Source organism: Modicisalibacter coralii, from assembly GCF_004117855.1.
In the GTDB taxonomy this organism is placed as follows: Bacteria; Pseudomonadota; Gammaproteobacteria; order Pseudomonadales; family Halomonadaceae; genus Modicisalibacter; species Modicisalibacter coralii.
Genome location: NZ_QWBW01000006.1, coordinates 21920 through 46224 on the forward strand (window position 1 = coordinate 21920; position 24305 = coordinate 46224).

The following is a 24305-nucleotide window of genomic DNA, read 5'->3' on the forward strand; positions in this document are numbered from 1 at the left end:
AACCAACACGAGGATCGAGACCATGACGACTCCCATCATCTTCGACACCGATCCCGGCGTCGACGACGCCCAGGCGATCGCCATCGCCCTGGCGCACCCCGACATCGAACTACTCGGGCTGACCACCACCTTCGGCAACGTCGAAGTGGCCACTGCCACCTACAACGCCCTGCTGCTCAGCGAGCTGGCGGGCCAGTCGATCCCGGTCGCCCAGGGCGCCGCGGCACCGATGAGCAAGCCCAAGTCGCCGCCCCCGGCGCACATCCACGGCGCCAACGGCCTGGGCAACATCGATCTGCCGCCGGTCAAGGGGCAGCCACAACCGGTCAGCGCCGGCCAGTTCATCGTCGACACGGTCAATGCCCGCCCCGGCGAGGTGACCCTGGTGGCGGTCGCTCCGCTGGGCAATCTGGCCGCCGCCCTGCAGATCGACCCGAGCATCGTCGACAAGGTCAAGCGCGTGGTGGTGATGGGCGGCTCGATTCGTGAGGGCGGCAACGTCACGCCGGTGGCCGAAGCCAATCTGTTCAACGACCCGCACGCCGGCGCCCGCGTGCTCACCGCCGGCTGGCCGCTGACAATGGTGGGGCTCGACGCCACCCACCGGTGCGTGCTCGATCCGGCGGCGATGGCGCGCATCGCCGAGGCCCAGGGCGAGCTGGGCAAGGTCCTGGCCGGCAGCTACGAATTCTACAAGGCCTTCTACCAGCAGGCCCTGGGCTTCGACGGCTGCTGCCCTCACGACAGCTGTGCGCTGGCCTGGCTGATGAAGCCGGAACTCTTCACCACCCAGCGCGGCCATCTCAACGTGGTCACCGAGGGACATGCCGAAGGACAGACGATCTTCGCCCCCGAAGGCCGGCCATTCATCACCGAACGCTGGTCGACCACACCGCTGGCCGAGGTCTGCCTCGACGCCGACGGCGCGGCGGTGGTCGACTGGATCGTCGAGACCCTGAGCTGAGCCGAGACGCCACGGAGGCTCACTTGCGGGGCGGGCGGGCCTCCGGCAGACACCCCCTCAGCGGGTGACGAAGGTGTCGTGTTCCTGCCAGTCGATGCCCGCCAGTTCGACATGGGTCACCCGCGCCGCGGGTGGCCCCTTCCACAACCATTCGATCACGCCGTTCACCGCTTCGCCCCGGCCGCAGAGCACGACCTCCACGCTGCCGTCCGCCTGATTCCTGGCATACCCCGTCACGCACGCACTCAGCGCCCGTTCCCGGGTCGCGGCGCGGTAGCCGACACCCTGCACCTTGCCGGTAACGCGTGCCTTGACGCAGCAATCGCTCATCGCCTCCTCCCCTGTCGTGACGTATCGCCCCTCGTTGTAGCATTCCCGACGCGCGACGCCCAACCCGCGGCGGCGCCCACGGTCACATTGCGCCCATCGCCCGCTCAGTCGTTGATCAGCTCATGGCGAACCTTCACCGCCACGTTGCGCGGCACGATACGCTTGCCGCGGGCTTCGAAATGCGTGCGGGTGAGCGCCGTGCCGAACAGCAGGATCAACGACGAGTAGTAGACCCACAGCAGGATCAGCACCACCGACCCGGCCGCCCCGTAGGTCGAGGCCGTCGCGGTATAGGCCAGGTAGGCGGCGATGGCGTAGCGGCCGAGGGAGAACAGCACCGCGGTGACCAGCGCCCCCACCGCCACGTCGCGCCAGCTCAGCACCACGTCGGGCAGCACCTTGAAGAGCGTGGCGAAGAACAGCGCGATGACCAGCAGCGATACCAGCACCTCGGCGCCGCTGAGCAGCGTCTCGGTCCACGGCAGCCAATCGCCGGCGAAGCGGAACACGGCACGCATCACCACGCCCAGTACCAGCGAGACCAGCAGCACGAAGCCGATCGCCAGCACCACGGCCAGCGACATCACGCGCTGCTTGAGAAAGATGAGCAGGCTGTTGCGGTCGGGATTGGCGGTGACCCCCCACAGCACGTTGAACGAGTACTGCATCTGGGCGAACACCGTGGTGGCGCCCACCAGCAGCGTGAACACGCCCAGCAGGGTGGGCAGCAGCCCCGACGCCTGGATGCGCGAGGCGGCGACGGCGTTCTGCACCGCCTCGGCGGCCCCGGGGCCGATCATTCCCTGCAGGTTGGCGACGATCTGGCCCTGTGCCGCTTCCTCGCCCAGCACCACACCGATCACCGTGACCGCGATGATCACCGTCGGCGCCAGCGAGAACAGCGTGTAGAAAGCCAGCGATCCGGCGTAGCTGAAGGCGTTGCGGTCCAGCCACAGCTTGACGGCGTCGCGGAGGATGCGAATCCAGCGGAGGGGGGTCTTGACGAGCACGGGAACGTCCTGTTCGGAAAACGGATCCCAGCATAACCAAGCGCGGCGGCCGTGAAAAATCGCCAACCCATTCCATGCCCGGCGCGCCTTGCAGCCGGCAAGGCCGGCCACCATAATGGCCGCGCCTTTCCGATCGGAGACAGATGGTGCCCGCCAACCCCTCGCCACCCGCCACCGGCCACGACTTCGACTGCCTGGTCTTCATCGGCCGGTTCCAGCCGCCGCATCTGGGCCATCTGACGGTGATTCACGAGGCATTGAAGCGGGCACGCCAGGTCATCGTGCTGATCGGTTCCGCCTGGCAGGCGCGCTCGCTGCGCAACCCCTGGCGCTTCGAGGAACGCCGCGACATGCTGCGCAGCGGCTTCGACGACGACGACAACGCCCGCCTGGAGATCGAGCCACTGCTCGATGCGCTCTACAACGACGACGTCTGGGTCCGCGATGTCCAGCGCAAGGTCCGCGACATCGCCCGGCCCTGCCACGGCAAGCTGCCGCGCATCGGCCTGATCGGTGCCAGCCGGGGCCAGTCCAGCTACTACCTGAGCCTGTTTCCGCAGTGGGAGTCGGTCAGCGTGCCGCTGGTCGACGCCATCTCGGCAAGCCGTATCCGCGAGCGGCTCTTCCATTCCCGGGCTTCGGGCAGCGCCTACTTGGCTGACGACGCCGGCCACGATTTGCCGGCCCACGTGCATCGCGCCCTCGAGGCCTTCCAGTCGACGCCCGCCTGCGACCAGTTGCTCGAAGAGCAAGCGTTGCTCGAACAGTATCGCAGCGCCTGGGCCCAGGCGCCCTACCCGCCGATCTTCGTCACCGTCAACGCCGTGGTCGTGCAGTCCGGCCACGTGCTGCTGGTCAGGCGCACCGCCGCGCCCGGCAAGGGGCTGTACGCCTTGCCGGGCGGCTTCATCCACCCCCAGGAGCGGCTGCTCGATGCCTGTCTTCGCGAACTCAAGGAGCGGGTCCGCCTCAAGGTTCCGGAACCGGTGCTCAAGGGCTCGCTGCGCGATCAGCGGCTGTTCGACGACCCGCATCGCAGCTGGCGGGGGCGCACCCTGGCCGAGGCCTTCTACTTCGCCTTGCGCCCCGAGCAGCAACTGCCGCGTCTGAAAGCCACCCGCGGCGGCGATCGGGCGAGCTGGGTGGCGCTCGCCGACCTCGAACCCGAGACCCTGTTCGAGGATCACTTCTTCATCATTCAGAATTTTCTGGGGCTTCCGGCCGGCTGGGCCAGCCCCTGAAAGGGCCTTGAGAGGCCTGCGCTCGTCGAGCCGATCAACGCCCTCTGACACAGCACGGCCGGATCAGGCCTGCAGGAAATCCCGCGGCAGCTTGGTCATCTGCCGCCACAGCCGCTCCACGCCCGGCTTGTGCACCAGCGAACAGCGATACAGCCTGACCTCGAGCGGAATGTCCCAGTGGGCATCGCCGGCCCTCACCAGACGCCCATCGTCGAGTTCCTCGCGGATACAGAAATCGGGAATCCAGGCCATGCCCACGCCCTGCAACGCCATGCCCTTGAGCCCCTCGGCCATCGCCGTCTCGTAGACGGTCTTGAGCCGCATCCGGGTCGGATCGTTCTTGAGCAGCATGCGCACCGAGCGTCCCAGAAAGGCCCCCTGGGTATAGGCCAGGAACGGAATCGCCTCGTCACCCTCGAGCGGAAATCGCGGCCGTCCCCGCTCATCGGGGACACAGACCGGCAGCATCATCGCCTTGCCGATCGAGAAGGAGGGAAAGGCCTCGGCATCGAGCTGCATGGTGGCATAGGGGTCGTGATAGCCGAGCATCAGATCGCAGTTGCCTTCGCGCAGGACGTGGATGGCATCGCCCACGTTCATGGCCACTAGGCGGGTGGGCAGTTCGCCGACCCCCTTCTGCAAGCGCGAGATCCAGCGCGGATAGAACGCCAGCGCCAGCGAGTGTGCCGCGACGATGTCCAGCGCCTCGTTGGCCATCGCCAGCCCGCGCAGATGACCGAGACATTCGCCGAGCTGCTCGACCAGGTTGCGCGCCGTAACCAGAAACAGCTGCCCTTCGGGGGTCAGACCCACGGGGGTCGTCGAACGATCGACCAGGGTCGCGCCGACCGCCTGTTCCAGCGAACGGATGCGCCGGCTGAAGGCCGGCTGCGTGACGTGGCGCTGCCGCGCCGAGGCGGAAAAGCTGCGTGTGTTGGCCAGGGCGACGAAGTCTTCCAGCCATTTCGTTTCGAGGTTCACCGCGACTCCACTTGCCGTTGGCGGGCGCGAGTGCCACCACTCACCGCCGAAGCCACGATTTTACCCAAGCTCCCACCCCGGCTCCACGCCTATGTCGATGTTTTGCAACACCTTGTCCACCCGCCATGAATGTTCACTGGACCGGGGCCAGCAGGTAAGCCGCGCGCGAGACCAGCTTGCGCCACAGCGAGCGCTGCTGGAGTTCTTCCAGGGTGACCTGACGGCAGTGCGTGAAATCGCGCTCGAGCATCGTCTCCACCTCGGCGGCGAACCCCCGGTCGGGAATGAAGGCGGTGATCTCGAAATTCAGCCGGAAGGAGCGATTGTCCAGGTTGACCGTCCCCACGGCCGCGCTGTGATCGTCGATCAGCAAGACCTTCTGATGCAGAAAGCCCGGCTGATAGCGATAGATCTTGACGCCCGCCCGAATCATGTCCGGCAGAAAGGAGAACGCCGAGAGAAACACCAGCAGATGGTCGGGCCGCTCGGGCATCATCACGCGCACGTCCACCCCGCGCATGGCGGCCAGCCGCAGGGCGTCCTGCACGCCCTGATCGGGCACGAAATAGGGACTGGTCACCCATAGCCGATGCTGGGCGCTGGTGATGTTGTGCTGCATGAACAGGCTCGCGGTCTCCTGGGCGTCGGCCGGCCCCGACGGCACGATGACCACGTTCTGGCACTCCTCGCAGGTCACCTCCGGCATCCAGGTCAGGTCGATGACCCGGCCGGTCGCCCAGTGCCAGTCTTCCCAGAATGCCTCCTGAAGGCCCAGCACACTGGGTCCGGCGAGGCGCAGGTGGGTATCCCGCCAGGCACCGTGACGCGGGTTCTCGCCGAGATACTCGGTCCCCACGTTGAGCCCGCCGGTCCAGCCCTGAACGCCATCGACCACCACCACCTTGCGGTGATTGCGAAAGTTCAGCTGGAAACGATGGCGCACGCCGCGCGACGAATTGAAGGCGCTCACCTCCACACCGGCACGCCGGAGATCCTCCAGATAGCCCTCGTCCAGGGCCCGGCTGCCGATCTCGTCATACAGCAGGTGGACGCGCACACCCTGCTGCGCCTTGCGTTCCAGTCGATCCTTGAGCGCCAGCCCCAGGCGGTCGCGACGGATGATGAAGAACTGCACCAGCACATAGCGGCTCGCCGACTCGATGCCCGCGAACAGGCTCTCGAAGGTGGCCTCGCCGTCGATCAGCAGTTCGGCGCGATTGCCGCTGGTCAGCGGCATCATCGCCAGCTTTTCCACGGCATGCACGTTGCCCTGACGCACGTCGGCCAGGTACGGCTCGATCAGCGGCCGATAGCGCTGCAGCACACGGCGCAGCGCCGTGTCCCGTTCACCCCGCGCCGACACGTAACCGTAGAAGCGCGGCCGACCGAAGATCCAGTAGGCCGGCAGCGCCAGATAGGGAAAGGTCACCAGGGAGATGATCCAGGCCACCGCCCCCTGCGACGTGCGACTCGACATCAACGCCAGCACGGCGGAGACCGCACCGGTGAGATGGATCACGAAGACACCGAGGCCCAGCAACCAGGAGGTCATCGCACGCTCCCGCCCGGCGTGACCGGGCCGAACGCCCCTCGCCCGGCGCGGCGTATCCCCGCGCCGCCCCGGCAGGGGGCGATCGAGGCATGCTGATGGGCGCGTCCTGCACGTCGCATGGCGTTCCCTCGTCGTTGACGTGGCTGGCAGGCGGCGTCGCGGCCGACGCCGCCGCGTCGGTCATCCGCCGATCAGGCCGGTTCGGCGATGATCGCCTGCCACTTGGCCGGACCGGTCCGGTGGACCGACTCGCCGCTGGAATCCACGGCCACGGTCACCGGCATGTCCTCGACCTCGAATTCATAGATCGCTTCCATGCCCAGGTCCTCGAAGCCGACCACCCGTGAGGCCTTGATGGCCTGGGCGACCAGATAGGCGGCACCGCCCACGGCCATCAGATAGACCGCCCGGTTGTCACGGATCGCCTCGATCGCCGTGGGCCCGCGCTCGGCCTTGCCGACCATGCCCAGCAGGCCGGTCTGTTCGAGCATGGTGCGGGTGAACTTGTCCATGCGCGTGGCGGTGGTCGGACCGGCGGGGCCGACGACCTCGTCGCCCACCGGATCCACGGGCCCCACGTAGTAGATGAAGCGGCCCTTGAGATCCACGGGAAGGCTCTCGCCCTTGGCGAGCATGTCGACCATCCGCTTGTGCGCGGCGTCGCGGCCGGTGAGCAGCTTGCCGTTGAGCAGCAGCGTGTCGCCCGGCTGCCAGTTGCGCACGTCCTCGGCGGTGACCGTGTCGAGATCGACGCGCTTGACGTTGTCGCCGACCTCGCGGGTGATCTCCGGCCAGTCCTCGAGCCTGGGCACCGGGAGTTCGGCGGCCCCGCTGCCGTCGAGGGTGAAGTGCACGTGGCGCGTGGCGGCACAGTTGGGGATGATCGCCACCGGCTTGTTGGCGGCGTGAGTCGGATAATCCTTGACCTTGATGTCGAGCACCGTGGTCAGTCCGCCCAGCCCCTGGGCGCCGATGCCGGTCCGGTTGACCTTGTCGTAGAGCTCGAGCCGCAGTTCCTCGGCGCGCGTCGAGGCGCCCCGCGCCTGGAGTTCCTGAATGTCGATCGGATCCAGCAGCGACTCCTTGGCGAGTTCCATGGCCTTCTCGGCGGTGCCGCCGATGCCGATACCCAGCATCCCGGGCGGGCACCAGCCGGCCCCCATCTTGGGCAACTGCTCGAGCACCCAGTCGACCACGTTGTCGGAGGGGTTGAGCATGGCGAACTTGGACTTGGCTTCGCTGCCGCCACCCTTGGCGGCGACGTGCACCTCGACGGTGTCGCCGGGCACCAGCTTGTGGTGAATGACCGCGGGCGTGTTGTCCCGGGTGTTCTGGCGCTTGCCGTCCGGATCGGCCAGCACCGAGGCGCGCAGCACGTTATCGGGGTGCGTGTAGGCCCGGCGCACGCCCTCGTTGATCATGTCGTCGAGACTCATGTCGGTCTCGAAACGCACGTTCATGCCGACGTGCACGAAGACGGTGACGATCCCGGTGTCCTGGCAGATCGGACGGTGGCCCGTGGCACACATCCGCGAGTTGATCAGGATCTGCGCGATGGCATCGCGCGCCGCCGGATTTTCCTCGCGCTGGTAGGCCGCATGCATGGCCTCGATGAAATCCTTGGGGTGGTAATACGAAATGTACTGCAGCGCATCGGCGACGCTCTGGATCAGGTCATCCTGGCGGATCACGGTCATGTGGCAGGAACTCCTTCGAGTGACAAGCAACTCGCCGCGGACCATCAGGTGTCTGCGGCGAATCTCCGTGGCCCCGGATTATACCCTATCCCCACCGGCCACGGCAGCGCTCGCGCCTGGCATCCCGAAAGGCTACCACCCGACCTCACAGCCTTTTGTTCCCGACTATAAAGATAACGGTATAAAAAGTAGACTTTTGCAACTCCGCCTCACTCTTACCAAACTAACGGGGTGGACCGACGCGCCGAACTGGGACGTCCGGCGCGTCGCTCGCGATCAACCGACTACTTGCAGGGATGCTCATGTACCGTCGCCACTTCGTCTCGTTTCTGTTCCTCGCCCTCGCCATCATCTCCGTCTGGCTGGTGTTCTGGCCCCCCGCCTCCTACCTGCTCATCGTGTGGCTGGCAATGGCCCTGCTCGGCATTTACGACCTGCGCTCGCGGCACAACGTGCTCAACAACTACCCGATCATCGGTCACCTGCGTTACATGCTGGAATTCGTGCGCCCCGAGCTGCGCCAGTATTTCTTCGAGTCCGAGCAGAGCGGCCGCCCCTTCAGCCGCGCCCAGCGCACGCTGATCAATGCCCGTGCCGACGGTAAAGCCGATACCTCGCCGTTCGGCACCCTGCGCGATTTCGAGGCCGCCGGGTTCGACTTCTCCGAACATTCGCTGGTGCCCAAGGACGTGGCCGAGGACGTCACCCGCATCACCGTCGGCGGGCCGCAGTGCGAGCGCCCCTACCACGCCTCGCGCCTGAACATCTCGGCGATGAGTTTCGGCTCGCTGTCGGGTACGGCGGTGCTGGCCATGAACCTGGGTGCCAAGCGGGGCGGCTTCGCCCACAACACCGGCGAAGGCGCCATCAGCCCCTATCACCAGCGTCATGGCGGCGATCTGATCTGGGAACTGGGTACCGCCTATTTCGGTTGCCGCACCCGGGAGGGCCGCTTCGACGCCGAGGTGTTCCGCGACAAGGCCCGTGAGGACCAGGTCAAGATGATCGAACTCAAGCTCTCCCAGGGCGCCAAGCCCTCCCATGGCGGCCTGCTGCCGGGGGGGAAGGTCAACCAGGAGATCGCCGAGACCCGTCAGATCGAGGCCGGCAAGGATTGCCAGTCGCCGGCTTCGCACCCCGAGTTCGATACCCCGATCGGGCTGCTGGAGTTCATCGTCCGCCTGCGCGAACTCTCCGGGGGCAAGCCGGTGGGCATGAAGATGTGCCTCGGCAAGCGCAGCGAATTCCTGAGCCTCTGCAAGGCGATGCGGGAAACCGGCATCCGTCCCGACTTCATCACCATCGACGGTGCCGAGGGCGGCACCGGCGCCGCCCCGCAGGAGTTCTCGGACCGCCTGGGCAACTACATCAACGAGGCGTTGCCGTTCGTGCACCAGTGTCTCGTCGGCACCGGCCTGCGCGACGACCTCAAGCTGATCGCCAGCGGCAAGGTCGCGCTGGGCTTCGACATGGTGGTCAAGATGGCGCTGGGCGCCGACATGTGCAACGCCGCCCGACCGTTCATGTTCTCGGTGGGCTGCATCCAGGCGCGCCGCTGCCACACCAACCAGTGCCCCACCGGGGTCACCACCCAGGACCCCAAGCGCAGCCGCGCCATCAACGTCGAGGAGAAGGCCTGGCGGGTCGCCAATTACCACGCGGGCACCCTCAAGGCCTTTCGCGATCTGACCGGCGCGATGGGGGTCGACCACCCGGACAAGCTGACGCCCGACATGATCTACCATCGCAACGACTACACCCCGGCGGTCAGCTACCAGCAGCACCTCGTTCCGCTGCGTCCGGGTCAGTTGCTCGACGGCAGCGAGATTCCGGCGGCCTATGCGCCGCACTGGGAGGCCGCCCGGGCCGATCGCTTCTAGGCGCTATACCAAAACGGCCTGCGCTCGCCGCCTTTTCCTACAAACCCAGGCTTGGTTGCCTAGGCTTACTGTCACGTCGCCGGCCGCTTGCCGGCGGCGTTACCACGACCGGGTCCTCGCGATACCGAGATCGTCATCCAAAGGAGGGAATGCATGTCAGACACGGTCAGCGATTTCATCGTCTCGCGCCTCAGGGACTGGGGTATCGAGCGTCTCTACGGTTATTCGGGCGACGGCATCAACGGCTTCATGGCGGCCCTGCGGCGCGCCGACGACGGGCCGCGCCTGATCCAGCCCCGCCACGAGGAGGTCGCCGCCTTCATGGCCAGCGGCCACGCCAAGTTCAGCGATCAGGTGGGGGTCTGCGTGGCGACCTCCGGGCCCGGCGCGGTCCACCTGCTCAACGGCCTCTACGACGCCCGCAAGGATCACATGCCGGCGGTGGCGATCGTCGGCCAGCAGGCGCGCATGAGCCTGGGCACCGACTACCAGCAGGAGCTCGACCTGATCGCGCTGTTCAAGGACGTCGCCGGCGATTACGTGCAGATGGTCACCGAGCCCGCCCAGGCGCGGCACGTCATCGATCAGGCACTGCGCATCGCCATCGCCGAGCGCACCGTGACCTGCGTGATCCTGCCCAACGACGTGCAGGACCTGCCCATGGCCGATCCGCCCGCCGCCCACGGCGCGGTGTTCTCGGGCGTCGGCTATCGGCGCCCGCAGCGTCTCCCCGCGGCCGAGGATCTCGACGCCGCGGCCGAGCTGCTCGACCAGGGCGAGAAGGTGGCGATCCTCGCCGGCGCCGGCGTCAAGCACGCGGTGGACGAGCTGCTGGAGCTCGCCGAGTGTCTCGGCGCCGGCGTGGCCAAGGCGATCCTGGCCAAGACCATGGTCCCGGACGATGTGCCCGGCATGACCGGCACCATCGGCCTGCTGGGCACCGAGGCCAGCGAGAAGATGATGGAGGAGTGCGACACCCTGCTGCTGGTCGGCACGCGCTTTCCCTACGCCGAATTCCTGCCCAAGTCGGACCAGGCACGCGCCATCCAGATCGACGTCGCCCCCGAGGCGCTGGGGCTGCGCTACCCGACCGAGATCAACCTGCACGGCGACGCCCGCGGCACGCTGGCCGCCCTGACCGAGCGCGTGGCGCGCAAGGACAACCGCGAGTGGCGCGAGCGCGTCCAGGGCTGGATCGACGAGTGGTGGCGAATCACCGACGAACGCGCCGAAACCGATGCCGCACCGATCAACCCGCAGCGGCTGTTCCAGGCGCTCTCGCCGCGGCTGCCCGACGACGTGCTGCTGAGCTGCGACGTGGGGTCCGCCACCAACTGGTACGCACGCTACCTGAAGATCCGCCGCGGCATGCTGGGCTCGGTGTCCGGCGGCCTGGCCTCGATGGGCAACGGCGTGCCCTACCTGCTGGCGGCCAAGTTCGCCCACCCGCACCGTCCGGCGGTGGCGATGGTCGGCGACGGCGCCATGCAGATGCTCGGCAACCAGGCGCTGATCACCCTGGCCAAGTACTGGCGCGAGTGGGAGAACCCGCAGTGCATCGTGCTGGTGCTCAACAATCGCGATCTCAGCCAGGTGACCTGGGAGCAGCGCGTCATGGAAGGCGACCCGCGCTTCGACACCTCGCAGGACCTGCCCGACTTCGCCTTCGACGAATACGCCCGGATGCTGGGTTTCACGGGGCTGCGCCTGGAGCGCGCCGAGGAGATCGACCGGGTCTGGGACGAGGCCTTCGCCGCCGACCGCCCGGTGGTGATCAACGCCTACACCGACGGCGACATCGCCCCGCTGCCCCCGCACATCAAGTTCGAGCAGGCCAAGCACTACCTGAGTTCGATGCTCAAGGGCGATTCCTCGGCCACCCACCACGCGCGGTTGTCCGCCAAGCAACTGGGACGCAGCCTGCTGGGGCGCAACCGCTCCTGACATGGCCGCGCCCTGACCCTTGCGGTCTGGCAACGACGGCGGCCCCACCGAGGTGGGGCCGCCGAACGTGCTTCCGGGGTTACTTGAGTTCGATCAGCCGCGCATTGAGCGCCTGGGCCTGATCGCGGAGCCTCGCCGCCTCCTCGAACTCGAGATTCTGGGCGGCCTCGTGCATGGCGTCCTCGAGCTTGGCGATCTCGCGGGTCAGCTCGGGCACCGAGAGATTGCGCAGCATCTCGGCGCCGTAATCGGCCTGCGGCTCGGCGACCTTGCGCTCGCTCTTGCGCCGCGAGCCCTTCTTGCCGGGCGTCTGGGCGCCTTCCATGATATCGGCCACCGACTTGGTGACGGTCCGCGGCACGATGCCGTGCTTTTCGTTGTGGGCGATCTGCTTGGCGCGACGCCGTTCGGTCTCGTCGATCGCCCGGCGCATCGAATCGGTGACCCGGTCGCCGTAGAGGATCGCCTTGCCGTTGGCGTTGCGCGCGGCGCGACCGATGGTCTGGATCAGCGAGCGCTCGGCACGCAGGAAGCCCTCCTTGTCGGCGTCGAGGATCGCCACCAGCGACACCTCGGGAATATCCAGGCCCTCGCGCAGCAGGTTGATCCCCACCAGCACGTCGAACTTGCCCAGACGCAGGTCGCGAATGATCTCGACACGCTCGACGGTATCGATGTCGGAGTGCAGGTAGCGCACGCGGATGTCGTGCTCGTCGAGGTATTCGGTGAGATCCTCGGCCATGCGCTTGGTCAGGGTGGTGACCAGCACCCGCTCGCCGACCTCGGTCCGCGCGCGGATCTCCGAGAGCAGGTCGTCGACCTGGGTGGAGGCCGGGCGCACCTCGACCTCGGGATCGACCAGCCCGGTGGGACGCACCACCTGCTCGACCACCTGGCCGGCGTGCTCGGCCTCGTAGGGCCCCGGCGTGGCCGAGACGAACACCGTCTGCGGACAGATCCGCTCCCACTCCTCGAAGGTCATCGGACGGTTGTCGAGCGCCGAAGGCAGGCGAAAACCGTACTCGACCAGGGTCTCCTTGCGCGAGCGGTCGCCCTTGTACATGCCGCCCACCTGCGGAACGCTGACGTGGGATTCGTCGATGAACAGGATGGCGTCGGGCGGCAGGTAGTCGAAGAAGGTCGGCGGCGGCTCGCCCGGCGCGCGACCGGAGAGATAGCGCGAGTAGTTCTCGATGCCGTTGCAGTAGCCCAGCTCGAGCATCATCTCGATGTCGTAGAGGGTGCGCTGCTCGAGCCGCTGGGCCTCGACCAGCTTGTCGTGCTTGCGCAGCCACTCGAGGCGCTCGGCGAGCTCGGCCTTGATCTCCTCGGTGGCGGCGAGGATCGTCTCGCGCGGCGTCACGTAGTGGCTCTTGGGGTAGATGGTCATGCGCGGCACCTTGCCACGCATCTCGCCGGTCAAGGGGTCGAACAGGCTGATCGACTCGATCTCGTCGTCGAACAGCTCGACGCGCACCGCCTCCTCCTCGGAATCCGCCGGGAAGATGTCGATCACGTCGCCGCGTACCCGGTAGGTACCGCGGCGGAAATCCATGTCGTTGCGGGTGTACTGCAACTCGGCGAGACGGCGCAGGAAGGAGCGCTGGTCGATCAACTCGCCACGGTTGAAGTGCAGCCGCATCTTCAGGTACTGGTCGGGATCGCCGAGACCGTAGATCGCCGACACCGAGGCGACGATCAGCGCATCGCGACGCTCGAGTAGCGCCTTGGTCGCCGACAGGCGCATCTGCTCGATGTGATCGTTGATCGAGGCATCCTTCTCGATGAAGGTGTCCGACGACGGCACGTAGGCTTCCGGCTGGTAGTAGTCGTAGTAGGAGACGAAGTACTCCACCGCGTTGTCGGGGAGGAACGACTTGAACTCGCCGTAGAGCTGGGCGGCCAGGGTCTTGTTGGGCGCCAGCACGATGGTCGGGCGCTGCACGCGCTCGACCACGTTGGCCATGGTGAAGGTCTTGCCCGACCCGGTCACGCCCAGCAGCGTCTGGTGTGCCAGCCCGGCCTCGAGGCCCTTGACCAGGCCGTCGATCGCCGCGGGCTGGTCGCCGGCCGGGCGGTACTGGGAACGAATTTGAAAGGATTTGCTCATGAGCCTGAGATGGTAGCCGGGCGGGGAAAGTTCAAGCGCCGGAGGCCGTCGCCAGCCGGCTGGTGATGGCGACCGTGGCATCGGTCATCAGCCGGTGGATGGGGCAGCGATCGGCGATCTCCAGCAACCGCGTGCGCTGCGCGTCGTCGAGATCGCCCTCGAAGGTCAGCGACACCTCGAGGGTGTAACGCCCGTGGCGCTCCTCGCGGTCGTCGCGCGAGACCTCGACACGGACCGCCTCCAGCGGCCAGTCCTTGCGCCGGGCGTACATGCGCGCGGTGATCGCCTTGCAGGCGCCCAGCGCCATGTCGAAATAATCGTGCGGATCCGGCGCGCTCTCGTCGCCGCCGACGATCGCCGGCGCATCGGCGAACAGGTCGTCGAAGTCCTCGATGTCGATGCGCTGGCGCAGGCTGTGATCGTCGACGCTGATGACGGTGATGGTCATGCCGCCTCCCTGCGTGGTTGATGGTTTGTCTAGCGAACCTCGACACCCAACTGCTTCACCGCCCGGATCAGCGCATCGCGCTGCACCCGGCCCTCGACCTCGGCACCGTGGCGCCCCACCTCGGCGCTCTCGACGCCATCGACCATCATTAGCGCCGTGGTCAGCCGGTTGACGGTGTCGGCATCGTCGACGTTGTCGAAGGTCAATGAGATCTGCTGGGCCATGTGTCGTCCCCCTGGTGCGGTTGGCTCGCTCGACTGCGCCTCCAGTCTAGCACGCGGGGGCAATCCGTCACTCGCCGGCCACACCCGGCGAGGGCTCCGATGGCTTGCATTCGCCGCCCGGCGCCCCCATCTCGATAAGGATGACCCACCCCGGCAAGGGAGACGCCATGACCGACTGGAACGCCCATCTCGAGAGCCACGGCGCTCGCCACGTCGACGCTCGCCACGTGAGTTTCGCGGACCCGGCGCAGGTGCGCGAGGCCCTGGAGAAAACCGTCCTGCAACCGCTGGTCCACTTGGCGATCCTCGAGATTCGCGGCAGCGATGCCGAGCGCTTCCTGCAGGGGCAGACCAGCGCACAGCTCACCCTGGCCGACGGCGACTTCGCCGCACCCACCAGCTTCTGCACGCCCAAGGGACGCATGCTGGCCAACGGCCAGTTGATGCGCCGCGAGGAAGGCTGCTACTGGCTGCTGCTGGACGCCGGGCTGGTCGAACCGCTGCGCGGGCACCTGGCCAAGTTCGCGCCCTTCTACAAGGTCGAACTCACGGCGCGTGACGATCTGGCGATCATCGGCCTGACCGGTCACGCTGCCCCGGCGCTGGTCGAGGCCCGCTTCGATGTGACGCCACCGACCACCTGGCGGCAAGCGACCGTGGACGACGGCGTGATCGCGCGCCATCCCGGCAATCTGCCACGCCTGCTGCTCTGCCTCACCACGCCGGCGGCGATCGACGCCTGGGATGCCCTGGCGCACGACGCCACGCCGGTCGGCAACGACGTCTGGCAGTGGCAGGACATCCAGGCCGGTCTCGCCTGGCTGGACGCCAGCCTGCAGGACAGCTACCTGCCGCAGATGTTCAATTGGGAAGCGCTGGGCGGCGTGAGCTTCAAGAAGGGCTGCTACACCGGCCAGGAGGTCGTCGCCCGCGCCCACTTCCGCGGTCAGGTCAAGAAACGCCTGGTACGCGCCCGGCTCGAGGGCGCCAGCCTGCCGGGGATCGGCGACGCGGTGATCGACGCCGAGGGCAAGGCACGCGGCGAGGTCGTCGCGGCGGCGCTCGACGGCCAAGGCCAGGCCGAGATCCTCGCGGTACTGACCACCCGCGAGAGCGCCGAGCCGTTGACGGTCGGCGAGCAGCGCCTCGAACGCCTCGAACTGCCCTACCCGGTGGAACGCCTCGACCCCGAGGCCATGGCGGTCGGCAGCCCCTGACGGCTAGCGGCTCGGCCACCGCATCACGACGATGGCCCATCGGCGAGACCGAACAGCCGGCGGGCGTTGGTCGTACTATGTTCGGCGATCGCCGCCATCGTCTGGTCGCGTAACCCGGCCACCCGTTCGGCAATGTCAGCGATTCGCGCCGGCTCGTTACGCTGGCCCTGGAAGCCGCACAGCGGCATGTCGGGGCTGTCGGTCTCCAGCAGGTAACCGTCGTCCGGCAAGGCGGCCACGGCGCGATGCAGGCGCTTGGCCCGCGGGAAGGTCGTCGCCCCGCCCAGGCCCAGGACGAACCCCAGATCGAGAAACGCGCGGGCCTGTTCGGGGCTGCCGGAGAAGGCGTGGATCAGCCCCCCGGCCGGTGGCGCCAGCTGGCGCAGCCGCTTGGTCAGCGTGTCGTTGCACTGCACGCAGTGGATCACCAGGGGCAGGTGCCGCGCCTTGGCCAGGCGCACCTGGGCATCGAACAGCCGCCACTGGGCGTCCAGGCTGTCCGCGAAACGCGCATCGATACCGCACTCGCCCAGCGCCACCACCTCGGGTTGCGCATCGAGGGCCCGCGCCAGCGCTTCCACGTCCGCCTCGCCGTGGCGATCCATGAAATAGGGATGCAATCCCAGGCAGGCACTGACGTCGTCGCGCCGCCCCAGCGCCAGCACGGCGTCCCAGGCGGCCCGCGTGGTCCCCGGCACCACGAAATGACCGACGCCGGCCTCGCGGGCCCGCGCGAAGACCGCCTCACGGTCGTCGTCGAAGGCGGAAAAGTCGAGATGGCAATGGGCGTCGATCAGCATGCATTCTCCCGTCTCGGACGCATCTGCCGTTCCAAGCAGTCTAGGCAGCGGTGTCCTTCAGGTGCGAGGTGCAGGCCGGGCAGCGCGTCGCCTCGAGCGGGATCTTGGACACGCAGTAGGGACAGGTCTTGACGGTCGGCGCGGCCGGCTCCGGCTCGTGATGCAGGTTCTTGAGCCGGTTGATGTTGCGGATCAGCACGAAGGTGGCGAAGGCCACGATCAGAAACGACAGCGTGGCGTTGATGAACAGCCCGTAGTTGAGCGTCACGGCGCCCGCAGCCTGGGCCTGCTCGAGGGTGTGATAGGGCCCTTCGCCGCTGCCCGCGCGCAGCACCCAGAACTGATTGGTGAAGTTCACGCCGCCGGTGATCAGCCCGATCAGTGGCGTGAAGATGTCCTTGACCAGGCTGTTGACGATGGCGGTGAAGGCGGCGCCGATGATGATCCCCACCGCCATGTCGACGACATTGCCCTTGACCGCGAATTCGCGGAATTCCTTGAGAAACCGAGATGCCATGTCCGCTTCCCTCGATCCGGGGAGCGACGAGGGTCGCTCCTCGAACGCAAGATGTGCCATCACCCGGCTTCGGGCAAGTCGTTTCAGTGCTCGCGGGTGGCGTTGAAGCGTACCTCCGGCCAGCGTTCCTGGGTCATCTGCAGATTGACCCGGGTCGGTGCCAGGTAGGTCAGGTAGCCGCCCCCGTCGAGCGCCAGGTTGGTGCTCGCCTTGCGCCGGAATTCGTCGAGCTTCCTGGCGTCGTCGCAATACACCCAGCGGGCGGTCTGGACGTTGACGCCCTCATAGATGCAGTCGACCTTGTACTCCTCCTTGAGGCGATGGGCGACCACGTCGAACTGCAGCGCCCCGACCGCGCCGACGATCAGGTCATTGTTGTCCAGCGGCATGAACACCTGGGTGGCGCCCTCCTCGGAGAGCTGCTGCAGGCCCTTCTGGAGTTGTTTCATCTTCAGCGGATCGCGCAGGCGCACGCGCTTGAACAGCTCCGGCGCGAAGTGCGGGATGCCGGTGAAGCGCATGTCCTCGCCGACGGTGAAGGTGTCGCCGATCTGGATCGTGCCGTGGTTGTGCAGACCGATGATGTCGCCCGGCCAGGCCTGCTCGACGTGGGCTCGATCCGAGGCCATGAAGGTCAGGGCGTCGGCGATCTTGACGTCCTTGCCGATGCGCACATGGCGCATCTTCATGTTCTTCTCGTACTTGCCCGAGCAGACGCGCAGGAAGGCGACCCGGTCGCGGTGCTTGGGATCCATGTTGGCCTGGATCTTGAAGACGAAGCCGGAGAACTGGCCGTCACTGGCCTCCACCTCGCGGGCGTCGGTCTCCCGGGGCTGCGGCATGGGGGCATACTCGACGAAGCCGTCGAGCATCTCGCGCACGCCGAAGTTGCCCATCGCGGTACCGAAGTAGACCGGCGTCAGCTCGCCGCGCCGGTAGGCCTCGAGGTCGAATTCGTGGGAGGCGCCGCGTACCAGCTCGACCTCCATGCGCAGTTCCTCGGCCTGATCGGCGCCCAGCACCTCGTCGACCTCGGCGCTGTCGAGGCCCTCGATGCGCACGTCGTCGGGAATGCGGTTGCCCTGACCCTGCTTGTAGAGATGGATGACGTCGTCGTAGAGGTGGTAGACGCCCCTGAAGTGACGGCCCATGCCGATCGGCCAGGTCATCGGCGCGCACTGGATGTTGAGCACCGTCTCGACCTCGTCCATCACCTCGATGGGATCGCGGATGTCGCGATCCATCTTGTTGATGAAGGTGAGGATCGGGGTGGTGCGCAGCCGGCACACTTCCATCAGCTTGATGGTGCGATCCTCGACGCCCTTGGCGCCGTCGATCACCATCAGCGCCGAATCCACCGCGGTCAGCGTGCGGTAGGTGTCCTCGGAGAAGTCCTCGTGCCCCGGGGTATCGAGCAGGTTGACGATGCGCCCCTTGTAGGGGAACTGCATCACCGAGGTGGTCACCGAGATGCCGCGCTCCTGCTCCATCTTCATCCAGTCGGAGGTGGCATGGCGATCGTTGCGCTTGCTCTTCACCGAACCGGCGAGCTGGATGGCGTTGCCGAACAGCAGCAGCTTCTCGGTGATGGTGGTCTTCCCCGCGTCGGGGTGCGAGATGATCGCGAAAGTCCTGCGCAGCTCGGCTTCGCGAGCGGTCTGGGTGTCTGACATCGAATGGTCGTCGTCTCGTTGCCCACCCGGTCGGCCAAGCGAGGCTTCGCGGTCGGGCGGATGGGCGTGCGTGAATCGAAGGCCGCCAATTCTACGGCCTCGCGGGCACGAGTTGTAGCCCGGGCGGCCGCCACGGCCGCTGAGACCGTCGCCGTCTTCGGTTATCATGCCCCCAGCCTGACCTCGGAGCCGCCATGCCACAGCCCACGCCCCTGCCCTTGCCCCTGTCGACCCCCAACCGCAATCTGGTGCGGTTGACCTTCGTGCGCGGGATCACCTGGACCGGTTTTCTCGCCGCGATCATCTTCGGCATCGAGGTGCTGGGTTTCCAGTTGCGCGTGGTGCCGGTGATCAGCGTGATCATCGCCATGGGCTTCATCAACATCGCCTCCTGGTGGCGCCTGGGCCGCCCGCGGGCGGTGACCGACGTCGAATACCTGCTGCACCTGCTCGCCGACATCGCCGGGCTGTCGTTGCTGTTCTTCTATACCGGCGGTTCGACCAACCCCTTCATCACCTACTACCTGGTGCCGGTGACCATCGCCGCCGCGACCCTGCCCTGGCTCTACGCCTGGATCATCGCCAGCGCGGCGATGGCCGCCTACACCTTCCTGATGCTGTTCTACGACCCGGTGCCCCAGCTCAGTCACGGCATGATCGGGCCCGGCATCAGCCTGCACGTGCTGGGCATGTGGCTCAATTTCGGCCTCTCGGCGGGGCTGGTCACCTACTTCATCTTCAAGATGGCGCACGCCCTGCGCCGGCGGGACATCTCGCTGTCGCGCACCCGCGAGGCGGCCCTGCGCAACGAGCAGGTGCTGGCGGTGGCCACCCAGGCCGCCGGCACCGCCCACGAACTGGGCACCCCGCTGTCGACCATGGCGGTGCTGCTCAAGGAGATGCGTCAGGATGTGGCCGGCCAGCCGACCCTCGAGGCCGACATCGACCTGCTGCGCCAGCAGGTCGATACCTGCAAGTCGCGCCTGCAGAACCTGGTCGCCAATGCCGACCGGCGGCGGCTCGCCGAGCCCAGCTCGCGCCCCGCCCAGGCCTGGCTCGAGGGAGTGATCCAGCGCTGGCTGGTACTGCGCCCGGACGTCACCCATCAGATCGAGATCCTCGGCAAGCGCGGCACGCCGATACTGGCGGTCGACTCCACCCTCGAGCAGGCGCTGATGAACCTGCTCAACAACGCCGCCGACGCCAACCCCGAGGGCATCGTCATCAGCCTCGACTGGAACAACGACGAGGTGATCATCGACATCCGCGACCACGGCCCCGGCGTGGCGATGTCGATCGCCGACCAGCTCGGCGAGACCTTCATTTCGACCAAGAGCAAGGGCATGGGCATCGGCCTGTTCCTGACCCACGCCACCATCAACCGTTTCGGCGGCGGCGTGAGCCTTTACAATCACGAAGAGGGCGGCACCCTGACCGAAGTCAAGCTGCCCCGGCTGATCGCCGGCGAATGACGCGGCCATCGACCATCCACGAGGGGAAGACGCTATGCCCACACCGGAACGCCTGCTGATCGTCGACGACGACGAGATGTTCTGCCATGTCATGGAGCGCGCGCTGAGCCGTCGCGGCTACGAAGTGCTCATCGCCGCGGACGAGGAACAGGCCCTCGCCCTGGCGCGTCGCTCGCCGCCCGACCTGGCGACGCTGGACCTCAAGCTGGAACACTCCTCGGGACTCAAGCTGCTGCCCGACCTGCTGGCGATCGTGCCGGACTGCCGCGTGGTGGTCCTGACCGGCTATTCGAGCATCGCCACCGCCGTGGAGGCGATCAAGCTCGGCGCGGTCAACTATCTGTGCAAGCCGGTCGACGCCGACGAGGTACTCGCCGCCTTCGATCGCGACGGCGGCGACCCCGACATCGATATCGCCGACAACCCGCCGTCGATCAACCGCGTGACTTGGGAGCACATCCAGAAGGTTCTGCAGGAGCACGACGGCAACATCTCCGCCACCGCCCGGGCGCTGGGCATGCACCGCCGGACCCTGCAACGCAAGCTGCAGAAGCGCCCGGTAAGGCGCTGATCGCGCGCCCGCACCGGCTGGGGCCAGCGGCGCGGCGATGCTAGACTGAGAGGCCTTCACGCTACCCCACTCTGCATCCAGGAGGCCCAATGCAGCTTGCCGAGCGGCTCGCCATCGCGACACGGATCGCCGAAGAGGCCGGGCAAGAGATCCGCCAGGCCCGCGAGCGTCAGAACTTCGAGCAGCGCTACAAGAAAGGCAGCGAGCTGGTGACCGATGCCGACGTCGCCGTCGACCGCCTGATCGGTGAACGCCTCGAGGCACACTTTCCCGGCGAGACGCGGCTCAGCGAGGAGCTCGCCCCCGACCGCGAGACGCTCGGCCAGGGCGGCCCGCTGTGGGTCGTCGACCCCATCGACGGCACGGTCAACTTCGCCCGTGGCCTGCCGCATGTCGCGGTGTCGATCGCCTGGGCGCTCGACGGCAAGGTCCAGATCGGTGTCGTCCACGCCCCCTTTCTCGACGAGACCTTCACGGCGATCCGCGGCGACGGGGCCCAACGCAACGGACAGCGCATCCGCGCCAGCCTGGCCAGCAAGCTCGAGCGCAGCGTGATCGCCACCGGCTTTCCCTATCGTCTCGACGGCCGCACGCCGCTGCTGCGACGGTTCGCGGCGGTCATGCAACAGTGTCAGGACGCGCGCCGCTGCGGCTCCGCCGCGCTCGACCTGTGCAACGTGGCCAGCGGCCGGATCGACGCCTACTACGAGAGCGTCTCGCCGTGGGACTTCGCCGCCGGGTTGCTGATCGCCCGCGAGAGCGGCGCCCGCACCGGGCACGTCTATCCCTGCCCGACCGGCATCCCGGAGGAGCTCTACGGCGAACACATCGTCGCGGCCGCCCCGGACATCTACGTCGCGCTACGCAAGCTGCTGCAGCGTGCCGACGAGGACCCGCAGGCCGCCACGCGCTGAGCCACATCCTATAGCAGCCCGCAATGGCCCGCGTAGCCAGACTCTATTGGCGCCCGGGGTCGGATTGCGGAACAATGGGCGCAACGTCGCCGTTGACCGCCAACGAATTCAGGTTTCACCGACAGGAGATTGCATGCTTACCGTCATCTTCGGACGTCCCGGTTGCCCGTTCTGCGTTCGCGCCAAGGAGCTCGCCGACCAGCTGAGCAACCTGCGCGACGACTTCAGCTACAAGTACATCGACATCCACGAGGAAGGCATCACCAAGGCCGACATGGAGAAGACCATCGGCAAGCCGGTGGAAACCGTGCCGCAGATCTTCGTCGACCAGACCCACATCGGCGGCTTCACCGAGTTCGACCAGTACGTTCGCGACAACCAATTGATGCCCGAATCGCCGGTCAACTGACCGCCATCGGCAATACCGCAACGCCGGCCCCCAGGGCCGGCGTCTGCGTTGGCACCCACGGGCTGATGCAGATCAAGGGTCTCGCAATGCCGCTGGCGCCGGTTCCGGCCCCGGCCTAAAGTCGGATGATCCTCGTCCTGCCAGGAGGCCAGCCCATGGCACCCGAAACGCCCCCGAGCCCTGCCGGCGTCGCCGATCGCCACCGCCAGTTGATCGAGGCGACCCGCGGTTATCCGGCAATCCGCACCGCGGTGGTCCACCCCTGCGACGCCCCCTCGCTGGGCGGCGCCCTGGCCGCCTGGCACCAAGGCCTGATCGAACCGCTGCTGGTCGGCCCGCGCACGCGAATCGAGAGCACCGCCGAGGCCCTCGGCGAGTCGCTGGCGGGCCTGACCATCGTCGACACGCCGCACAGCCATGCCTCGGCGGAGACGGCCGTGGCGCTGGCCGCCAAGGACGACGCCCGCGCGCTGATGAAGGGCGCGCTGCACACCGATGAACTGATGAGTGCCGTCCTCGCCCACGAGGCCGGTCTGCGTACCGAGCGCCAGATGAGCCACATCTACGCCCTCGACGTCGCCAGCTACCCGCGCCCGTTGCTGATCACCGACGGCGCCCTGCATATCCAGCCCGACCTCGCCGCCAAGCGCGACATCATCCAGAACGCCATCGAGCTCGCCCACGCCCTGGGGCTCGCCCGCCCGCGCGTGGCGATCCTCTCGGCGGTGGAGACCGTCAACCCCCGCATCCCCTCGACCGTGGAGGCCGCGGCATTGTGCAAGATGAGCCAGCGCGGCCAGATCAGCGGCGGCGATCTCGACGGCCCTCTGGCCATCGACAACGCTGTGTCGGTCGAGGCCGCGCGCACCAAGGGGCTGACATCGGACGTCGCCGGCCAGGCCGACATCCTGGTGGCGCCCGATCTCGAGGCCGCCAACATGATCGCCAAGCTGCTCATCCACCTGGCCGACGCCCAGGCCGCCGGACTGGTCATGGGCGCCCGGGTGCCGATCATGCTCACCAGCCGTAGCGATGACATCGCCGCCCGCCTGGCTTCCGCGGCGCTGGCCTGCCTGGTCGTTCACCATGAGGCGACGCCATGAGCCGCTCCCCGATCCTGGTCATCAACGCCGGCTCGTCATCGCTCAAGTTCGCCCTGTTCGACGCCGACGCGGCGCTGGCCCGGGGCCAGATCGAACGCATCAACGACGCGCCTCGACTCACGCTCGACACCGGTGAAGCCAGCGCGCACGCGTTCCGCGTCGAGGGCCGCGGGCACGAGGCGGTCGTCGCCCCGCTGCTCGACTGGGTCAACGCGGTGCTCGAGGGCACGCCGCTCACGGCGGTCGGCCATCGCGTCGTGCATGGCGGGCGCGACTTCGCCGCGCCCCGGCGCATCGATCGCGACGTGATCGAACGGCTCAAGGCGTTGATTCCGCTGGCCCCCCTGCATCAGCCCCACGCCCTGACGATCATCGAGCAGTTGCACGAACGCTGGCCGACACTGCCCCAGGTGGCCTGTTTCGACACCGCCTTCCATCGTACCCAGCCCTGGGTCAATCAATGCTTTGCCCTGCCGCGACGGCTGACCGACGAGGGCATCCTGCGTTACGGCTTTCACGGGCTCTCCTACGCCCACACCGCGCGCCGGCTTCCCGAACGGCTCGGCGAGCGCGGCCGCGGGCGGGTGATCGTCGCTCACCTGGGCCATGGCTGCAGCCTGTGCGCCCTGCGCGACGGCCGAAGTCAGGCGACCTCGATGGGCTTCACCGCCCTGGACGGGCTGGTGATGGGCCGACGCGCCGGCAGTCTCGACCCCGGAGTCATCCTCTACCTGATGCAATCCCGGGGCTGGAGCGCCGCCGAGGTCGAGCACATGCTCTATCACGACAGCGGGCTCTACGGCGTCTCGGGGATCTCCGACGACATGCGCGACCTGCTCGAGAGCCCGGCACCGCCGGCGAGAGAAGCGATCGAGTTGTTCGTGCAGCGCGTGATTCGCGAGACGGGAGCGCTCGTCGCCCTGCTCGGCGGACTGGATGCGCTGGTGTTCACCGCCGGTGTCGGCGAGCATGCCGCGCCGATCCGCCAGGCGATCTGCGCGGGCCTGGGCTGGCTGGGCGTGGATATCGACGAAGCGGCCAATGCCCGTCATGCCGAACGCCTCGACCGTGGACGCGGACCGGCGGTCGCCATCATGGCGGCCGACGAGGAAGCCGAAATTCAGCGTTCAACGATCGACTGCCTCGACACCGGGTCGGCCGCCTCATGCTGAGCCCGGGACAGCCTCGCGGGCGTTGAAAGCTCTGCGACTCCCAGCACCTATACTGGTCAAGGCACCGCCTGGGAGA

22 protein-coding genes are annotated in these 24305 nt (G+C 67.5%); 11 read left to right on the top strand and 11 right to left on the bottom strand.

Annotation, left to right across the window (positions count from 1 at the left end; translation table 11 throughout):
- Positions 1 to 22: 22 nt before the first annotated feature.
- A complete protein-coding gene (locus D0901_RS00615; protein ID WP_129138353.1) occupies positions 23 to 964 on the top strand; it encodes a nucleoside hydrolase in 942 nt (313 codons plus the stop codon).
- A 57-nt stretch (positions 965 to 1021) separates the two neighbouring features.
- Here the strand turns inward: D0901_RS00615 and yccX are convergent, their stop codons facing one another.
- The gene (gene yccX / locus D0901_RS00620) at positions 1022 to 1294 is read right to left on the bottom strand and encodes an acylphosphatase (protein ID WP_129138354.1); all 273 of its coding nucleotides are present in this window, start codon (positions 1292 to 1294) and stop codon (positions 1022 to 1024) included.
- 104 nt (positions 1295 to 1398) lie between these two features.
- Positions 1399 to 2304, bottom strand: a complete 906-nt coding sequence (locus D0901_RS00625) for a YihY/virulence factor BrkB family protein (protein ID WP_224417189.1) — start codon at positions 2302 to 2304, stop codon at positions 1399 to 1401.
- 143 nt (positions 2305 to 2447) lie between these two features.
- On the opposite strand from D0901_RS00625, the gene D0901_RS00630 reads away from it, so the two are divergent.
- Complete coding sequence (locus D0901_RS00630) at positions 2448 to 3545, top strand: bifunctional nicotinamide-nucleotide adenylyltransferase/Nudix hydroxylase (RefSeq protein WP_129138356.1); 1098 nt, start codon at positions 2448 to 2450, stop codon at positions 3543 to 3545.
- Between the two features lie 63 nt (positions 3546 to 3608).
- Here the strand turns inward: D0901_RS00630 and D0901_RS00635 are convergent, their stop codons facing one another.
- The 3 genes from D0901_RS00635 to D0901_RS00645 form a co-directional block, all read right to left on the bottom strand.
- Positions 3609 to 4526, bottom strand: a complete 918-nt coding sequence (locus tag D0901_RS00635) for a LysR substrate-binding domain-containing protein (RefSeq protein WP_129138357.1) — start codon at positions 4524 to 4526, stop codon at positions 3609 to 3611.
- Positions 4527 to 4659: 133 nt separating this feature from the next.
- The gene (cls, locus tag D0901_RS00640; RefSeq protein WP_129138358.1) at positions 4660 to 6078 is read right to left on the bottom strand and encodes a cardiolipin synthase; all 1419 of its coding nucleotides are present in this window, start codon (positions 6076 to 6078) and stop codon (positions 4660 to 4662) included.
- A 191-nt stretch (positions 6079 to 6269) separates the two neighbouring features.
- Positions 6270 to 7775 carry a fumarate hydratase gene (locus tag D0901_RS00645; RefSeq protein WP_129138359.1) on the bottom strand — a complete coding sequence of 502 codons (1506 nt, stop codon included), beginning with the start codon at positions 7773 to 7775 and terminating at the stop codon, positions 6270 to 6272.
- 302 nt (positions 7776 to 8077) lie between these two features.
- Between D0901_RS00645 and D0901_RS00650 the strand changes: the two genes are divergently transcribed.
- Positions 8078 to 9655, top strand: a complete 1578-nt coding sequence (locus tag D0901_RS00650) for an FMN-binding glutamate synthase family protein (protein WP_129138360.1) — start codon at positions 8078 to 8080, stop codon at positions 9653 to 9655.
- Between the two features lie 153 nt (positions 9656 to 9808).
- Positions 9809 to 11599 (top strand): thiamine pyrophosphate-requiring protein, encoded by a 1791-nt coding sequence (locus tag D0901_RS00655; protein WP_129138361.1) that lies wholly within the window; start codon positions 9809 to 9811, stop codon positions 11597 to 11599.
- Between the two features lie 79 nt (positions 11600 to 11678).
- Here D0901_RS00655 and uvrB read toward each other — a convergent pair whose 3' ends face one another.
- From uvrB to D0901_RS00670, 3 genes are read right to left on the bottom strand one after another with little or no spacing between them, the layout of a single operon-like run.
- Positions 11679 to 13709 carry an excinuclease ABC subunit UvrB gene (uvrB, locus tag D0901_RS00660; protein ID WP_129138362.1) on the bottom strand — a complete coding sequence of 677 codons (2031 nt, stop codon included), beginning with the start codon at positions 13707 to 13709 and terminating at the stop codon, positions 11679 to 11681.
- Between the two features lie 31 nt (positions 13710 to 13740).
- Complete coding sequence (locus D0901_RS00665; protein ID WP_129138363.1) at positions 13741 to 14157, bottom strand: OsmC family protein; 417 nt, start codon at positions 14155 to 14157, stop codon at positions 13741 to 13743.
- 29 nt (positions 14158 to 14186) lie between these two features.
- Positions 14187 to 14381 (bottom strand): hypothetical protein, encoded by a 195-nt coding sequence (locus D0901_RS00670; RefSeq protein ID WP_129138364.1) that lies wholly within the window; start codon positions 14379 to 14381, stop codon positions 14187 to 14189.
- A gap of 167 nt (positions 14382 to 14548) precedes the next feature.
- Between D0901_RS00670 and ygfZ the strand changes: the two genes are divergently transcribed.
- Positions 14549 to 15598 carry a CAF17-like 4Fe-4S cluster assembly/insertion protein YgfZ gene (ygfZ, locus tag D0901_RS00675; protein ID WP_129138365.1) on the top strand — a complete coding sequence of 350 codons (1050 nt, stop codon included), beginning with the start codon at positions 14549 to 14551 and terminating at the stop codon, positions 15596 to 15598.
- A gap of 23 nt (positions 15599 to 15621) precedes the next feature.
- On the opposite strand, the gene D0901_RS00680 is transcribed toward ygfZ, so the two are convergent.
- The 3 genes from D0901_RS00680 to D0901_RS00690 form a co-directional block, all read right to left on the bottom strand.
- Positions 15622 to 16398 carry a TatD family hydrolase gene (locus D0901_RS00680; protein ID WP_129138366.1) on the bottom strand — a complete coding sequence of 259 codons (777 nt, stop codon included), beginning with the start codon at positions 16396 to 16398 and terminating at the stop codon, positions 15622 to 15624.
- 40 nt (positions 16399 to 16438) lie between these two features.
- On the bottom strand, positions 16439 to 16915 hold the full coding sequence (mscL, locus tag D0901_RS00685) for a large-conductance mechanosensitive channel protein MscL (protein WP_129138367.1): 477 nt from the start codon (positions 16913 to 16915) through the stop codon (positions 16439 to 16441).
- Positions 16916 to 16998: 83 nt separating this feature from the next.
- Positions 16999 to 18588 (bottom strand): peptide chain release factor 3, encoded by a 1590-nt coding sequence (locus tag D0901_RS00690; RefSeq protein ID WP_129138368.1) that lies wholly within the window; start codon positions 18586 to 18588, stop codon positions 16999 to 17001.
- A gap of 194 nt (positions 18589 to 18782) precedes the next feature.
- Here D0901_RS00690 and D0901_RS00695 point away from each other — a divergent pair, with 194 nt between their 5' ends.
- From D0901_RS00695 to D0901_RS00720, 6 genes are all read left to right on the top strand, one after another.
- Positions 18783 to 20060, top strand: a complete 1278-nt coding sequence (locus tag D0901_RS00695) for an ATP-binding protein (protein ID WP_129138369.1) — start codon at positions 18783 to 18785, stop codon at positions 20058 to 20060.
- 34 nt (positions 20061 to 20094) lie between these two features.
- Positions 20095 to 20631 (top strand): response regulator transcription factor, encoded by a 537-nt coding sequence (locus D0901_RS00700; protein WP_129138370.1) that lies wholly within the window; start codon positions 20095 to 20097, stop codon positions 20629 to 20631.
- 89 nt (positions 20632 to 20720) lie between these two features.
- Complete coding sequence (locus D0901_RS00705) at positions 20721 to 21545, top strand: inositol monophosphatase family protein (protein WP_129138371.1); 825 nt, start codon at positions 20721 to 20723, stop codon at positions 21543 to 21545.
- Positions 21546 to 21678: 133 nt separating this feature from the next.
- The gene (locus D0901_RS00710; RefSeq protein ID WP_129138372.1) at positions 21679 to 21954 is read left to right on the top strand and encodes a GrxA family glutaredoxin; all 276 of its coding nucleotides are present in this window, start codon (positions 21679 to 21681) and stop codon (positions 21952 to 21954) included.
- Between the two features lie 155 nt (positions 21955 to 22109).
- Positions 22110 to 23057, top strand: a complete 948-nt coding sequence (locus tag D0901_RS00715; RefSeq protein WP_233440312.1) for a bifunctional enoyl-CoA hydratase/phosphate acetyltransferase — start codon at positions 22110 to 22112, stop codon at positions 23055 to 23057.
- Positions 23054 to 24229, top strand: coding sequence for an acetate/propionate family kinase (locus D0901_RS00720; protein WP_129138374.1), 1176 nt, complete (start codon positions 23054 to 23056; stop codon positions 24227 to 24229). Before D0901_RS00715 ends, D0901_RS00720 begins: the two co-directional genes overlap by 4 nt.
- Positions 24230 to 24305: the final 76 nt, after the last annotated feature.

Coding starts and splice junctions, on each gene's coding strand:
- D0901_RS00665 (WP_129138363.1), bottom strand. CDS start 14,157: ATGACCATCACCGTCATCAGCGTCGACGATCACAGCCTGCGCCAGCGC.
- D0901_RS00705 (WP_129138371.1), top strand. CDS start 20,721: ATGCAGCTTGCCGAGCGGCTCGCCATCGCGACACGGATCGCCGAAGAG.
- D0901_RS00715 (WP_233440312.1), top strand. CDS start 22,110: ATGGCACCCGAAACGCCCCCGAGCCCTGCCGGCGTCGCCGATCGCCAC.
- D0901_RS00655 (WP_129138361.1), top strand. CDS start 9,809: ATGTCAGACACGGTCAGCGATTTCATCGTCTCGCGCCTCAGGGACTGG.
- D0901_RS00615 (WP_129138353.1), top strand. CDS start 23: ATGACGACTCCCATCATCTTCGACACCGATCCCGGCGTCGACGACGCC.
- cls (WP_129138358.1), bottom strand. CDS start 6,078: ATGACCTCCTGGTTGCTGGGCCTCGGTGTCTTCGTGATCCATCTCACC.
- D0901_RS00650 (WP_129138360.1), top strand. CDS start 8,078: ATGTACCGTCGCCACTTCGTCTCGTTTCTGTTCCTCGCCCTCGCCATC.
- D0901_RS00630 (WP_129138356.1), top strand. CDS start 2,448: ATGGTGCCCGCCAACCCCTCGCCACCCGCCACCGGCCACGACTTCGAC.
- D0901_RS00700 (WP_129138370.1), top strand. CDS start 20,095: ATGCCCACACCGGAACGCCTGCTGATCGTCGACGACGACGAGATGTTC.
- D0901_RS00670 (WP_129138364.1), bottom strand. CDS start 14,381: ATGGCCCAGCAGATCTCATTGACCTTCGACAACGTCGACGATGCCGAC.
- yccX (WP_129138354.1), bottom strand. CDS start 1,294: ATGAGCGATTGCTGCGTCAAGGCACGCGTTACCGGCAAGGTGCAGGGT.
- D0901_RS00695 (WP_129138369.1), top strand. CDS start 18,783: ATGCCACAGCCCACGCCCCTGCCCTTGCCCCTGTCGACCCCCAACCGC.
- D0901_RS00680 (WP_129138366.1), bottom strand. CDS start 16,398: ATGCTGATCGACGCCCATTGCCATCTCGACTTTTCCGCCTTCGACGAC.
- D0901_RS00720 (WP_129138374.1), top strand. CDS start 23,054: ATGAGCCGCTCCCCGATCCTGGTCATCAACGCCGGCTCGTCATCGCTC.
- uvrB (WP_129138362.1), bottom strand. CDS start 13,709: ATGAGCAAATCCTTTCAAATTCGTTCCCAGTACCGCCCGGCCGGCGAC.
- D0901_RS00645 (WP_129138359.1), bottom strand. CDS start 7,775: ATGACCGTGATCCGCCAGGATGACCTGATCCAGAGCGTCGCCGATGCG.
- D0901_RS00690 (WP_129138368.1), bottom strand. CDS start 18,588: ATGTCAGACACCCAGACCGCTCGCGAAGCCGAGCTGCGCAGGACTTTC.
- ygfZ (WP_129138365.1), top strand. CDS start 14,549: ATGACCGACTGGAACGCCCATCTCGAGAGCCACGGCGCTCGCCACGTC.
- mscL (WP_129138367.1), bottom strand. CDS start 16,915: ATGGCATCTCGGTTTCTCAAGGAATTCCGCGAATTCGCGGTCAAGGGC.
- D0901_RS00710 (WP_129138372.1), top strand. CDS start 21,679: ATGCTTACCGTCATCTTCGGACGTCCCGGTTGCCCGTTCTGCGTTCGC.